This is a genomic window from Marinimicrobium alkaliphilum (genome assembly GCF_003259155.1).
GTDB lineage: Bacteria > Pseudomonadota > Gammaproteobacteria > Pseudomonadales > Cellvibrionaceae > Marinimicrobium_A > Marinimicrobium_A alkaliphilum.
On record NZ_QGMQ01000001.1, the window covers coordinates 278666 to 292680 of the forward strand.

13 protein-coding genes are annotated in these 14015 nt (G+C 60.0%); 5 read left to right on the forward strand and 8 right to left on the reverse strand.

All coding sequences use genetic code 11. The features are described 5' to 3' along the window. Positions 1-137 precede the first annotated feature (137 nt). Both DKW72_RS01315 and DKW72_RS01320 read left to right on the forward strand, forming a co-directional pair. A complete protein-coding gene (locus DKW72_RS01315; RefSeq protein ID WP_111640505.1) occupies positions 138-1379 on the forward strand; it encodes an ATP-grasp domain-containing protein in 1242 nt (413 codons plus the stop codon). A gap of 16 nt (positions 1380-1395) precedes the next feature. Then, complete coding sequence (locus DKW72_RS01320) at positions 1396-3453, forward strand: hypothetical protein (RefSeq protein ID WP_111640506.1); 2058 nt, start codon at positions 1396-1398, stop codon at positions 3451-3453. Here the strand turns inward: DKW72_RS01320 and DKW72_RS01325 are convergent. After that, entirely contained in the window at positions 3412-4191 is a 780-nt protein-coding gene (locus tag DKW72_RS01325) for a protein-L-isoaspartate(D-aspartate) O-methyltransferase (RefSeq protein WP_232522271.1), read from the reverse strand. The genes DKW72_RS01320 and DKW72_RS01325 overlap by 42 nt on opposite strands. Before the next feature lie 160 nt (positions 4192-4351). Between DKW72_RS01325 and DKW72_RS01330 the strand changes: the two genes are divergently transcribed. The 3 genes from DKW72_RS01330 to DKW72_RS01340 all read left to right on the forward strand — a co-directional run bounded on the left by DKW72_RS01330 (position 4352) and on the right by DKW72_RS01340 (position 7026). After that, a complete protein-coding gene (locus DKW72_RS01330) occupies positions 4352-4999 on the forward strand; it encodes an alternative oxidase (protein WP_111640507.1) in 648 nt (215 codons plus the stop codon). 106 nt (positions 5000-5105) lie between these two features. Further along, positions 5106-5939, forward strand: coding sequence for a hypothetical protein (locus DKW72_RS01335; RefSeq protein WP_111640508.1), 834 nt, complete (start codon positions 5106-5108; stop codon positions 5937-5939). Further along, positions 5923-7026: a hypothetical protein gene (locus tag DKW72_RS01340; RefSeq protein WP_157960359.1), complete on the forward strand. Its 1104-nt coding sequence runs from the start codon at positions 5923-5925 to the stop codon at positions 7024-7026. Before DKW72_RS01335 ends, DKW72_RS01340 begins: the two co-directional genes overlap by 17 nt. 14 nt (positions 7027-7040) lie before the next feature. Here the strand turns inward: DKW72_RS01340 and DKW72_RS01345 are convergent, their stop codons facing one another. The 7 genes from DKW72_RS01345 to DKW72_RS01375 all read right to left on the reverse strand — a co-directional run bounded on the left by DKW72_RS01345 (position 7041) and on the right by DKW72_RS01375 (position 14015). Next, entirely contained in the window at positions 7041-8261 is a 1221-nt protein-coding gene (locus DKW72_RS01345; protein WP_111640510.1) for a hypothetical protein, read from the reverse strand. An 8-nt stretch (positions 8262-8269) separates the two neighbouring features. Beyond that, a complete protein-coding gene (locus tag DKW72_RS01350; RefSeq protein ID WP_111640511.1) occupies positions 8270-8902 on the reverse strand; it encodes a leucine-rich repeat domain-containing protein in 633 nt (210 codons plus the stop codon). A 2-nt stretch (positions 8903-8904) separates the two neighbouring features. Beyond that, positions 8905-9576, reverse strand: coding sequence for an anti-sigma factor (locus DKW72_RS01355; RefSeq protein WP_111640512.1), 672 nt, complete (start codon positions 9574-9576; stop codon positions 8905-8907). A 5-nt stretch (positions 9577-9581) separates the two neighbouring features. Then, entirely contained in the window at positions 9582-10145 is a 564-nt protein-coding gene (locus DKW72_RS01360; protein WP_111640513.1) for an RNA polymerase sigma factor, read from the reverse strand. Between the two features lie 85 nt (positions 10146-10230). After that, positions 10231-10674, reverse strand: a complete 444-nt coding sequence (locus DKW72_RS01365) for a Csu type fimbrial protein (RefSeq protein WP_111640514.1) — start codon at positions 10672-10674, stop codon at positions 10231-10233. Further along, entirely contained in the window at positions 10658-13234 is a 2577-nt protein-coding gene (locus DKW72_RS01370) for a fimbria/pilus outer membrane usher protein (RefSeq protein WP_198411179.1), read from the reverse strand. The genes DKW72_RS01365 and DKW72_RS01370 overlap by 17 nt, the downstream gene beginning before the upstream one ends. A gap of 34 nt (positions 13235-13268) precedes the next feature. Next, positions 13269-14015 (reverse strand): fimbrial biogenesis chaperone, encoded by a 747-nt coding sequence (locus DKW72_RS01375; RefSeq protein WP_111640516.1) that lies wholly within the window; start codon positions 14013-14015, stop codon positions 13269-13271.

Consider the following 14015-nt stretch of genomic DNA (forward strand, 5'->3'; position numbering starts at 1 on the left):
TGGAGCTATAAGACTAAAGCTTGACCCGGTGGTAAGGTCAACATCTGTGTTAGTCTAGCCCACGGCTTGACTCCTGAGTCCCTTGACTATACTCATCGGGGAAGTCTTCACTCACCGGCAATAGGAGTAGTTTTGCCATGGCCAGTTCCAACGAACACCCGCGCGACCCGAATAAAGGCTATATCGCCCTGCTGGGCTGGAGCCTGAATGCTGTCGAGGCCATCGACAAATTTGACCGTCGCTATGTGGTGGTGGCACCAGACTGGGCCGAAGAATATTGCAAAGAGCATGACATTCCCTATATTCCCTGGAATTTTGAGCGTTTAAACGAACGCTCCGTGGAAATTGCGCAGACCCTCAAAGACAAAGGTGTGGATGTCGCTATCCCCTTGTTTGAGGAAACTGTTGAATGGGCCGGCGCCATTAACTCAGTGCTTTTGGATAACCCGCGTCTGCTCGGTCAAGCCATGCTGATGCGTGACAAATCACTGATGAAGCGACGAGCGCAGCTCGGTGGCATCCGTGTGGGCATTTTTGAAGAGGCTCACGATCGCGAGGACGTGGTGCGCTTTCTCAAACGGGTTAATCAGACACTGCTCAAACTCGATGGTGACCCCAACGATCCGATTCACGTCAAGGCCTTTGATAAGGCCGGCTGTCTCGGACACCGGTTGATTCGCACCCCCGATGATGTCGATGGTATTCCCGACGATGAGTTTCCCTCGTTGATGGAATCGCATCTGGACGGTTGGGAGTTTGCCGTGGAAGCCTGGGTTTACAATGGCAAGGTGCGGTTCTTGAATATCTCTGAATATGTCACCCTGGGCTACTCGGTGTTTGTACCGGCCACGCCGGATCTGGAAAAGTATCGCCCGCGCATTACTCAGGAAATCGAAAAACTCATCAAGGCGTTTGATATTGAGTTCGGCTTTATTCATCCGGAGTATTTTGTCACCAGTGACGGTGAAATGTACTTTGGCGAAGTCGCTTACCGGCCGCCGGGTTTCAAAGTGTTTGAGCTGCTTGAAAAGGTCTATGACTTCAATGCCTATCAGGCGATGGTGGTGACTTTTGACCCCAAAACCACCGAGGAAGAGCTTGACGCGTTTTTCCCCCGTGAAGTGGTGGATGCCAAGGCCCACGCGGGCTGTTTTGGGGTCTATCCGCGCCGCCGGGTGGTGAGCACTCTGGAGATTCCCGAGGAGACCGAGGATCACCCCTACTACGAGTCTCACGACCTTATGACGCCTCTTGAACAGACGGTGACCAAACGTACGGCTTTTGGTACGCACTGGGGTTTGTTATATTTCGTAGGTGAGGATCCCTACGTGATGAGGGATCTGCTCAAGCGTCAAGAGGAGCTTGATTTCTACGTGTAGACTGCCGAGGGTTGTTTTGACTACGCACAACAATACACAAGACGGTGCCAAGCTCGACGGTCTTTTGCAGAAACTGGATCAGGCTGTAGCGGCCCTGGCGCAGGCCAAGGCCTTTGCCAAGCCGCAGAAATTACCCCTGGTGTTGGACCTGACACGCCGGGTCCTGCTGAAACCGGGGGGCTTCGATGCGGTGGAAGCGCGGGCGCTGGTGTTGGAAGAGGCCGGGGTCTTCGAGGGCACCGACTGGGCCACACCGCAAATTCTGATTCCGGCGCTGGCGACGGCGTCGTTAAAAAGTGCCGACAGCCACTGGCTGGTGCTTGAGGCGCTGAATGAGTTGCGGTTGCTTGCGGTTGCCCGCGGCGAATTTCTGCATCCGCACATGTCGGCCGAGCAGGCCCGCCATTACCTCAATCAGGTGATGGCGCTCAACCTGGATTTGCTCTTCGGCACACCTAGCGAGGCCGAGCGCGAGACCCAGGGGCGTCTGGCATTGATTTCTCGCGGCCTGTTTCAACACTTCAGTGCCCGTTTGGGCATTGAGGCGATCATTGACCGGTTGATCGAGGAGATCTGGCGAATACTCGATCAACGCCCCTTGCAGACTGAAAGTGTCAAGCAGATGATCACACAAGTGGCCGTCTGCAGGCAGGATCCGTCACTGCAGCTGGGCCCCAGCGGCCAAGGTGCCGAGCGATTGGTCAGCAGTCTGTTCAGTCCCACCCGGGGCTGCCAGGAGGATCCGGGGCTCGGTGTCTATCATGAGCGTCTCGCTGGCATGGACGATTCTCTGTTGCAGAACGAGGCGGTGGGTTTTGCCCGATCGATGCACGATACCGGACTCGTCTCCCCCTATCATCCGGTGTTTATCCGCTTTATCGCAGAACACAAAAACACGCTTCTGGTCGATGCACTGGGCTTGTCGAGCACCGGTAAGGATTGTTTCCTGTGTTATCACGAACTGGTGCAGGAATTGATCGAGGTGGCGGTTCACCCGGAGACGGCGCAGGCGGTGTACGGTCTGGCACTGGTGCTGGAACGGGGCATTCTGTACCAGCCTCCGGTAGCGCCGGGGCTATGGCGGCAGATGGGGCTGCCACTGAGTGATGTGGCACGCGAACGCCTGATCCTGGCCTACGGCGAGGAGGTGGCGCCGGAGCAGCGGTTGCTGGCCGGGGTTATTCTTTTGCTTGGCTTGCCTTTGGGGGTCGGCCAGGGCGATAACCCCACCTGCCAGTCGGCCCGCGCCCTGTCCATGTGGGCCTACAATGATCCTGACTATCTGTTGCAGACCGTGGCTTGGGCGGCCCGGGATGACGACGTCGTTATGCATTTTGAAGGCGACGAGGTCTCTTCCAGCGCGAGACAAGCCGGCGTTGCAGAGGCGGTCAGCCTCGATCTGGATCCGGTTTCGCTGTTGGTGGTCCCGCACCTGGATCGCATTTATGCGGAAATGGTGGAGCTTTGCGCCGGACGCGAGGGGGACCCCCATCGCTGGGTCAATCCGGAGTTTCACGGCTGGTGGGTCGGCCGCGGTTTTATGATCAATGTCGATGTGCCTACCGGGCATCTGTACGAGCCAGAGCGCTTTTATCGCCATTTTTATGCGTTCTTCCACCCTTTTTACAATGGCAATCAGCCTCTGGTCCATCCCCAGCCAGCGGGCATTGCGGTCACCGACAGTGCCGCGCGCTTTATCGGCTGGCACGCCATTACCATTTTGCGGGTTGCGCTCGACCCGGATCGGTTGATGCGGGTCTATTTTTACAATCCCAATAACGATAGCGGTCAGAACTGGGGCAACGACGTGGTTGTGAGCACCTCGGGCAAGGGTGAGCGTTTTGGCGAAGCGTCGCTACCCTTTGAAGAATTCGCTTCCCGCTTGTATATCTTTCACTACGATGAGCGGGAAGTGGGAGACATTGACAGGGTTGCTCAAAGCGATGTCGACGCGATCATGGCGCTGGTCTTGGGGAGTTGGGGCGCCGAGCGCTTGCCCGAGAGCAGCCCGCTGCAGGCACATGCCGGCCCGTCAGCGATCCCCGGTAAGGGGCACGAAGCGCACCGGGAGTAAGTTCTCCCGGGTGACCTCGCCGTCCTTGTCCTTGGTGATCAGCAGCAACTCCTGGGTCAGTTCAGCATCGCCCACGGGGATGACCAGGCGCCCGCCGGGCTTTAGTTGGTCCACCAGCGGTTGCGGCACATGAGGTGCGGCGGCGGTCACCATGATCCCGTCGTAGGGCGCGCGCTCGGGCCAGCCGGCGTAGCCGTCGCCCGCCAGTACCGTGATATTGCGGTAACCCAGCTCTTCCAGTACTGCCGAGGCGCTCTTGGCCAGCGGCTCGACGATCTCGATCGACACCACTTCCCGGGCCAACTCCGCCAATACGGCGGCCTGATACCCCGAACCGGTACCGATTTCCAGCAGCCGGTGCTCGGGTTCGACTTCGAGCAGCTCGGTCATTAGCGCCACAATATAAGGCTGGGAGATGGTCTGGCCTTCCGCGATCGGGAGGGGCGAGTCCCGGTAAGCCGCAAAGGCGAGATTGGGACTGATAAAGTGTTGGCGCGGTACCCGCTCCATGGCGTTCAGCACCCGTTGATCGTCAATACCGCGCGCCACCAACTGGTTGCGTACCATCTCCAGTCGACGTTCTTTCATGCCCGCCTCCTCGGTAAACTCGGGTAGACGCACGTGCTCGGTGCTGTGCTCAGCGCTCAAGAGCACGCGGCTCTCGCCGGCGTGCCCGGCCAGTGTCCCGGTCAGGCCTACAGCGGTCAGGATACCTGTTAACCATCGATCGAGTCGCATAGGGTCTGCTCCGTATCTTCATTCACTATAGCACCCCTGTGCCTGCACGCAGGTCGCGCTGCCCGCGGGGCATCCTGAACTGCACGGGGAACGTATTCTTTGATAGACTCAGGTCTGCGTCACAAGCGCACATCACTATCTTCCACAAGAGGATATCACTATGCAAGACAGCACGACTGGCTCGACCTCACCCTCCGATGACCCGCTGCATCCGCATCATACGCCGGTGGGCTTCTCCGACAAAATTGCCTTCCGCCTGACGAAATTTCTGCGTTTCTTTGCTGATTCCTTTTTTGCCAAACGCTACGGCCACCGGGCTGTGGTTCTGGAAACGGTCGCGGGTGTGCCGGGCATGGTCGGCGGCATGATCAGGCACATGCGCTCCTTGCGCCGGCTTGAGGACGACCGGGAATGGATCCATACGCTTCTGGATGAGGCGGAAAACGAGCGGATGCACTTGATGACCTTCGTCGAAATTGCCCAGCCGAGTTGGTTTGAGCGGATGATTATTCTGTTGGCCCAAGGTATCTTCTTTGTCAGCTTTTTCTTGCTCTATGTGATCTCCGGGCGCACCGCGCACCGTCTGGTGGGTTACTTTGAGGAAGAGGCGGTATACAGCTATACCGAGTATCTGGCGGAGGTCGATAGCGGGCGCATCGAAAATATCCCGGCGCCTCAGATCGCTATCGATTACTGGCAACTGCCAGCGCAAGCGCGCTTGCGGGATGTGATTATCGCCGTGCGCGAGGATGAGGCGGGACACCGGGATGTGAATCATCACTTTGCCGACAGCTTCGACAAGCGCTAGACGAACTTTCTGCACCCTTTCGCCGCACTTTGGCCGTACCTCCCCTTAGCAGTAGATGATGCCTCGTGTAGGGGTGTTCAACTCAATCGAGCTGGGGGAGCGGGTTATGGCCAATTTACGGGGGTATCCACTGGGCGCTGTCATGCTGGTGGTCTTGTTCGGGGGACTTACCGCCTGTGGCGGTAGCAGTGGCAGCGACACGCCGCCCGGGGGGACCAATGGCAACGGTAACGGCAATGGTAACAGCAATGGCAACGGCGACCCGGAGCCGACGCTGGCCACTATTCAACAAACGATTTTCTCACCCATCTGCGCGACCTGTCATACGGGGGCAGGCGCGCCCGAGGGCCTGCGACTGGACAGCGAGCAGGCCAGCTATGACCATCTGGTAGAGCAGCCGGCGCAAGGCGTACCGGCGCTGATGCGGGTGGATCCGGGTAACCCGGATGACAGCTACCTGGTACGCAAGCTTGAAGGCGGCCCGGATATCGTCGGTGACCGGATGCCTCAGGGCGGGGCTTCACTCAGCAGTGCCCAGATCGCATTGATACGGGACTGGATCGCCAACGGGGCGGCGCGCGAGGGTACCGGTGACGGTGCGACCGGCGTGGTACTGGCGGGGGTTGAGGACAGTGCCAGTGGCGTCGAGCTCACCTGGCGTTTTTCCCGGTCTCTGGCGGAGCACGCGCAGGACCCCCACACCTGGCAGGTCTACCTGCGCACGGACGGTGCCACCCGGCCGCTGACGTCGGATGAGTATAGCTACTGGCTCGATGAACGGGCCCTGATTCTGAATCTGCCAACCCAGGCGGATGCGACGCTGGAGGTTCTCTTCAACGACCCGGCCAGCGGTCTCTGGCTGGATCATCGTGGCCGTGTCATTGATGGCGACGGCGATGGTCAGGACGGCGGACGCTACCGTTATGTCTATCCGCATTGATCCTTGGCGCGGATGCTGGGGGACGTTACTGGCGTTGTGTTGGCTGATTGCCGTGCCCGCCAGTGCCGAGCCTTACCTGGCGGTGCAGACCGGGCATGCGTGCGCCGCCTGCCATGTCAACCCGACTGGCGGCGGTGCGCGCAATCGCTACGGTGCCTTTTTTGGCTCACAGAATTTACCGGTGAACGCCGGCGATATCGCCAGCTTTGACGATGGGCAGCTCAATGCTCTGCTGCGCATCGGCGGTGACCTGCGTTTCAATCTGTCGGAAACCGAGCGGGATGAGCGCGACGTGGATCGGGGGTTCAATACCCACAGCGGGCAGGTGTATCTGACGGTCACGCCCGAGAACAGCCCGGTGCTGCTGCACCTGGACCAGCAGGTGACCCCAGGGGGGTCGCGCATGCGTGAGGCCTTTATCCTGGCGCGCGTTGGCGAACGCCACTACGTCAAGGCCGGTAATCTGTTTTTGCCCTACGGGCTTCGGCTGCAGGATGACGCCGCCTTTATTCGTGAAGCCTCGCAAGTCAACTTTCAGAACAGTGAACAGGGTGTGGAAGTGGGGTTGGGCTTTGGACGCTCCCTGATCAATGTCGCGCTCACCAATGGTACCAGCAGTGCCAGTAATAACGATGGGCGCTTCCAGGCGGTTACCCGGGCGGAATATGTGCACGACGGGTGGCGTGTTGGCGCGGGCTACATGTTGAACGATGCGGCGGCGGGTGAACGGCATCTGGGCAATGTGTTTGGTGGGCTGCGCTGGGGAGACTACGGCCTGCTTCTGGAAGTGGCGCGCCTGGAGGATCAATCGGTGCTCAACGAGGAAGGTGAGCCCGAGGTCGCCCATGTCGGTTTGCTCGAAATCAACTGGCGTCCGGCGCAAGGCTATAACGTGAAATTCACCAACGAGTTTCTCGACCCCGATACCGGCACCGCGGACAACGAGCGCCGTCGCCATTCGCTGGTGTTTGAGTATACGCCGATTGCGCACCTGCAAGTGTTGAGCGGTTTTCGGCTGGTCGATGACCGCGGCATCGTGTCCGGTAACGGCCATCAGGTGTTTGCCCAACTGCATTTTTACTACTGAGTGCAGCCTTCGAGCTACCGATTGAAACTGTAGTCGACATAGAAACGCTGCTCATCCGCGCTCTCGTTGGCGCCTGAAAAGCGGCCGTAACGGATGTTGATCTGGTGTCGTCGAGTCATGCGGAACTGAAGGTCGAGATTGACCTCCTGCCCGAGGCGCTGCCCGTCAGTCGTGTCGGTGAACCAGTGGTGGCGTAAATCCATGCGCCAGGGGTGGTGACGCCAACTGAGCGCCAGGGAGTTGTCTCTCAATCCGGCCTCTGTCGCCATGGCCTGGCCGGTCAGTCCCTGGAACCGGTAGTTTGAGCCGAGGGGCGTAAGAAAGCGATTGCCCTCGTCGCTGCCCAGGTGTTCGTGGCGAACACCGATATCGAGCCTGCCGACACCAGCGGTGAAATCCAGTGCCCGGTAGGACGGGCGAGGGCGACCGGGTCGACCGGTCAGCGTCTGCTGCGCGCTGTCCAATTCGGCGCGATAGCGCAGCCGGGGCCCGCGATATGTGAAACGGTAGCGCGCGCCCAGTGTGTCGTTGGACAACTGGGGTGAATCCCGGTTGTCCTGCCGGTAACCATAGCCGACCAGTTGCATGTAATCCCATTCATTCCATTCGAGGCGTGCGAGATGACTGTCGTGTCGGTGACTGCTCAGCGCCAGACGATAGTCTGACGCGTAGCTGTTCGGCGGGTAGCTGTTTTCTACCGGTTGGTTGTCGATTCCTCGCGTGCGAAAGACGTAGGCGTAATCCATTCGTGAGCCGCTGCCCAGGGGGACACGAACGCTGAGGGCGTCGACGGTTCTTTCGTTCTGCCAAAAATCATCGCTCCCGATCAGGCGCTGGTTGTCATAGTCGAGGGTCTGCCGCCCGAGGTGCACCAGAGCGTGGTTGGCGCCGGCCGGGCGATAGCCAATCAGGAGGCGACTGAAGGGCGTCGCGCGCGGGTCTGGAATGACGGGGCGTTCCGTCGAATCGGTACCGGCGTTGTGATACCCGGACCAGCCCCGGGCGATGTGATCCAGCGCGACTTCGGTATGCCACTGGGCGTGCCATTGGGAACTCAGATGTCCGCGCAGCAGCACTGACGCCGCGCGCCCGTGCGGGCCTGTTTCGGGGTCGACGTAGCCCAGCCGAAAGCGGGCGCTGGGCTCAAAATCATGACTGACGTCAGCCCATACCATGGAATTGAGGCAGAGCAAGAGCAGTCCGCCGATACCGCAGCGGGGGTAAAAATGTTTCATACGAAAAGTTACCAGTCGTCTTCGTTGCCGTCGTGCAGAATGGTCGTGCCGGGCATAGCGTCCATGTCGTCATAGAGTTCGTCGGACATGGGATTCTGGCGCGCGTCCATGTACTGGAGTGCAGGGAGTTGATGGATGTCGATATGTTCGAGTTGGTTGTTGAAAATGTACATGCGCTCAAGGGCCGGCAGGCTGGCGTAGGTCAATTGGGTCAGGCGGCAGGCGTTGGCGTTGAGCAGGCGCAACTGCGGAAGCTCGCCCAGTGTCAGCCGGTCCATCGGGTTGCGAAATGCGTAGAGCTCTTCGAGCGCGGGCAGCGAGTCCAGGCTCAGCAGGGTGAGCCGGTTGCGCGCCAGGTTGAGATGCTGCAGCCGGGGCAGTGTCGGGCCGGGCCAGCTAGCAATGTCATTGCGGTGCAGGGACAGGCGTTGTAACTGCGGAAATTGTTCAAGGCCGGCGATGGAACGGATACCCCGGTTATGACACTCGATGTCGGTTACCGCATCCGGCGTGCGCCACTCGTGCGTTGCGGCCAGTTCATCCAGGCATGCTTGCAACGCCGTATCGGGGACAGAGGGTAAGTCGGCCCGGGCTCCGGATACCAGAACCAGTGTCAACAGCCAGGCGAGAGTGAGTTTCATGGTCAGGAGTCCTCCAGGCGCACGCAGACGCCGCGGGCGAGTTGTTGGTCACTGGGCATGTCCAGGGCGGAGCCGCCGGGCTCCTCCAGGGTCAGCAGCAAGTGATCGGCATCCTGGACCAGGCGCCAGTGGGCGTCGCTCAGGGCCAGCCTTGCCTCGGCTTGCTCGAACACGTGCAGGGAGCGGGCCTGGCCATCGCGTCGCGAGACCGCCCAGAGCTGAACGCTGGCAGCGTCCGGCAGGGTATCCACCTGCCATTGCAGATGCATCCGGCGTTCGGCTTCAGAAGCCAGGGCGGTGACATAGGCCTGACCGGCGTTGTCGAGCAGCACCGCAACGTAATCGGTCTTGGCGGGGGCAGGGGTCTGAGGGAGAAACACCAGCAGGGCAAACAGCGCCAGGGCCGCGAGGCTGGCCGGTAACCAGGTCCAGAAGGCTCGACGGACGGGCGTTGCACGCGGGGACGCGGTTCCCAGACGGGCCTGAATTTTTCGCCAGGTGTGCGCCGGTGGCGGGCGTTCCAGATCGGTGTCTTCGAGGCCCATGAATTGATCCTCCCAAAACGTCACCTGTGCCCGCAGGGCCGGCTTATGGGTGAGCGCGATGGCCAGTGCCTGGCGCTCCTTTGGGGGCAGGGTACCGATGACATACTCAAAGCTGCGGTTATCAGTCATCGTCTTCACCGCCTCAACACATTTTCTTCAAGACATTGCCGCAAAGCGCGACCGCCCCGGCGCAACCAGGATTTGACAGTATTGAGGGTGGTATCCAGGCGCTGGGCCAATTCTTCCCGGGTGTAGCCTTCCAGATAGGCCAGGCGTATGCAGTCCCGGGTGCGGGGGTTCAAGGCCGCGAGGCAGTGCTCGATGCGCGCACGGGTTTGATGCCTCTCGACCTGCTGCTCAAGCGGTGCCTCCGTGCTCGGGGGATCAACCTCAGCGGAGGACAGATGACGCTGCAGGCGCTGTTCCTTGTCGCGGCGATCCAGCGCCCGATAGCGCAAGATACTGGTGATCCAGGTGAGAGGGGCGGCCTGATCGGGGCGATAGCGATGGGCGTTTTGCCAGATCTGAACAAAGGCGTCCTGCAACACTTCCTCGCACAGCTCGTCAGACTGCAGAATCCGGTAGGCAATGGCGTTCAGGTAGCCCCCCAGGCGCTCAAACAGAGCGCCCAACGCCGCTTGGTCGCGGATCGCGCACCGGGCGATCAAATTCACGAGTTCTGTGTCTCTCGGTGTCATATAAACTCAGCCGTCAGTTTTTTTATTGTCTTTGTGTCAGGTTATACGATTCTGCCCTGGATCAGGGGTGCAGTTTATTGAGAACTCAATATTCAATGGTCAGGATAAGAGTATCTTGATAGATACCCGCCGGCGCATTCTGACCGCCGGGAATAAGACCATAAATATGCTCGACAGCCGTAGGGTCAGCGGTGCCGCTGATCGTTACGGTCCCCTCGGCGCCGTCACCCCAGATAATCTGATGGGTGGCGCCAGTATAGAGATTATAGGCCAGTGTGTCGGTGTTGCTGATCAGCGTTCGGGGGTCATAACTCATGGATGTGCCCTGGCTCAGGCTCAGGTTGTAGCCGGTTTCCTGTTCACAGCTGATTTCAATGTCGCCGACTGTATCGACCGCTTGACTATTCAGTGGGTCATAGCTTCCGAACGCAATGGCGGACGTCGTCACCGTGCAGCTGTAGCCGGGAGCGGCGGCGAACAAGAGTGTCAGGCTCAGCGCGAGCGGCGGCCATTTAGTCAGTGCATACATGAGTGCCCAGCTCCGGTAGTGGATCTTCGCTCTCGGTCGGGTGCTCCAGCGTAAACCGGCAGCGTCCCGAATGCCAGTGGACGGTAAAGCTTTCGCGCTCTTCCATGTCGGCAATGTAGGTCAACCCATCCCAGCCCACTGTAAAAGCAGCGCCGCTGTGGTCAGCGATCACCTGCGCCCCCGTGGGCAGATACTGCCCTTGGGCATCGATCAGAGTCAGTACCGCAGCGCGACGTTTGTGCAGGTCAAAGTTGATCACCAGACCCCGCCGAAATCCTGGTACCAGGGGAGTGCGCTCACGGTTTTCCAACTGGATATTCAGGGGAATATCGCGCTCATCCAGCCTGATGCGATTGTCTTCGAAGGCGCGCAAGCCGGTGACCAAGGTGGTGCCGTCGCGCCGGGTGTCTGCCACATGGAGATTCTCCCGGTAGACCGGCAGGCCCTGCAGGCCGGGCGTTGTGACTACGGCGAAACTGCCGTAAATCCAATCGGAGGCAAATACCCGCCGGTCGAGTAAGGCTAAACCGCCGCGGGCATTGGCGCGGTAGGCCTCACTGCTCTGGCGTTGCACCATGGCCGCCCGGTAACTGCCAACGGATGTCCGCCACTGGGTATGCAGCTCTTGATCTCGCCGGTCTCCCAGGTAGCGGTTGGCACGAAAGCCGAATCCGCCGTTGGCGTCGGGGCTGCGACGACCCCCGATACTGGCGACCTGCTGATTGTTGCTCGCCCGCAGGCTGCTGGTGGCTGAGATCCGGCGACCCAAAGGGACCATCAGCGAGGCCCGGAATTGAGTGTCCCGGGATTGATTTACGGCCTGTGAAACGTGGACGTTCAGCGCGGCGCCGGCAATACGCGTGCTGTATCCCAGGGCCACGATTTCATCGCGCCGGCCCTGCTGTTGACGCTCCAGGTAGTTGCCTGACAATGCGCCCCAGTTACCCAGCCGGATACTGGCGTAGGCCTGGTATGTATGCGTTCGGTCCTGGGGGGCGAGAGTGTGTCCGAGCTGCTGAAAATTGTCGCTGGTGATACGTCCACGGACACCGAGAGCGCCGTGCCGGCGGGAATGTTCCAGCCGGAGGTCTTGAAGGGTACCGGTACCCGCCGCCGTGCGGCTTTGGGCTGCAGACCAGTGCAGCATACCGTACCCGGCCAGAGAGATACTGGTTGCCAACCCGTAGACGTCCAGTGATTCACTCAGTTCGGCCCGGAGTTCACCGGTCAACCAGGGGGTCAGTCCCAGGCGATGTGTGGTACTGGCGAAGGACTGCTCATATTGATGGCTTTCCTGACCGTAGGCCGAGCGCAGTTTGCCGGCGGTCAGGTTGTAATCGTAAAGCCCCGGTCGCAGCAGAGCGCTGCTCCCGTAGAAGGGCTGGGAGGTGACGGTCTCGCGTCCCAGCAGATCCCGGGTGATCAATTGAACATTGCCCGCACCGGTAATCACCGGCAGGTCGTCGATGACGAAGGGGCCTGCGGGAACCTCAATGCGGGCCCTGCGGGTATTGTCGATGTACACATCCACCGTGGAGGCGGTGATCGCTTCTCCGGACATTGACGGTTGCGGAAAGGTGACCAAATCGGGGCGGGTGGAAAAGTTGGTGCCCCAGCTAACACCGCCATAGCGCACCCGATTACCCCAGCTGCCGGTTTCCGCTACATCGTCGCCGACAACCAGGGTGGTCATGCGCTCAGTGTTGTCATGGCGCAGTGTCGTCTCCAGGCGCAACCATTGCCCGTCGCCGTAGGTCTCCCGATAGAGCCCGGTTTGAGTGAGTAGCGCCCCTGCGTTGAACAGGCCCAGTTCGAAAAGCCCACCCCGGTGCGTGTAGCTGTCCATGGCGATCGGTTTGTGGTGTTCCAGGTTCAGGTCGTAATTGAAGAATGCGCCGGTATCGGAGCGTACCTGAACACTGGGTTGCTGTTGTCTCAGTTGCGGCCGGGAGCCGACAAACCAGTGCGCTGGGATATCGAGCGCGAGTGTCAGTTGCTGCCGCTGCAACCGGTGACGGGTGCCCGTGAGTTGGCTAGCGGGCAGGTAGAATTCATTGTCGTAGCGGTAATAGGGCGGGGGCGGCAGTTTGATTCGCCACTGCCGGAGGGCGTCGACCGGCAGGAGCAGTTGATCGGTTTCGGTGATCAGTGCCAGCAGCACAGTACCCTGAACTTGTTGGTTGACGGTCGCGACCAGCAGCAACTCCTCGGTGTCACCGATGTCCAGGTCGCTCACGCACAGGTTTTCCGTCAGCGTCTGATCGATCCGGACGGCGTTGAGTCGCCGGTCGAGGCGCAGGTAGGGGATATCGATAAGCGCGTGATAAATATCGCCCTGGAATCGATATCCGACATAGTCCGTTGTGGGAATTCCCAGCAGCCGGACATCCAGCTGCCGAATAAAAAAATGTTCTGATGAATCACTTTGCAGAAAAAAATACGGCGGTGCCGCGCACTCCCCCAGTAGCGCGGGCAGCCAGTGCGCGCGCAACTCGGGATCGCTCAAGTACACCAGCGAACCCGGGTCGGCCGCTACTGGCTGGGCAAGCGACAGACTCAAAAGCGCTAGCAGTGGAAAGGCAGGGTTGATACGCCTAATCCACGAGCTCCAGGGACACATTGGCACTCAAACTCTTTCGGCCCGCCTGTGCGCGGACGGTGATATCGCTGCCTGCCTGCACGCGGTGGAGCATGTCGAATTGCCATGTCTGGCTGGAGCCGGGCAACAGGTAGGTCAGGCGATCTAGGGGGCCGGACAAGGGTTTGCCGGCGGCATCTTCCAGGGTTATCCGGTTAAGTTTTATATGGCGGCCGCCGGTGTTGGTGGCACGCACATGCAGCTTATGCGTTGTAGGGTCGACCTGTGCCTGCCAGGCAAGGCGGCCTTCGGGGGCGTCGGTCGGAGTAAGGAACAAGGGAACACTCAGCTCCAGTGCCAGCTGAAGCCCAATGTGCGGTCCCTGGGGTGTGCTCGGGGGGATTTCCCGAAACAGAATACGGTAACTGGTTTCCGTATGCTCTGGAAAAGCTCGACGCAAGGCGACGCGAACCCGTTGTTGGCTACCGGGTTCGAGTCGAAAAATGGGGGGAGAAAGCAGTAGCTCGCGGGTAGGTTCCAGTTGATCCTGGCCATCCACCTGGTGCCAGGACATGAGTTGTGCCTGGAACTGCCTGACCCGGTTTCCCTGATTGCTCAGGGTCAACAGGGCAACGGGTTGGTCTTCTGTCAGGCTGGCGCCCACAGGGCTGATATGAACCCCGGCCGAAGCCGGGGTCAGAGTCAATAACGTGAGCATCAGGCCATACAGCCAGACAATCACAGGTGGGTTTATGCGTTTCAT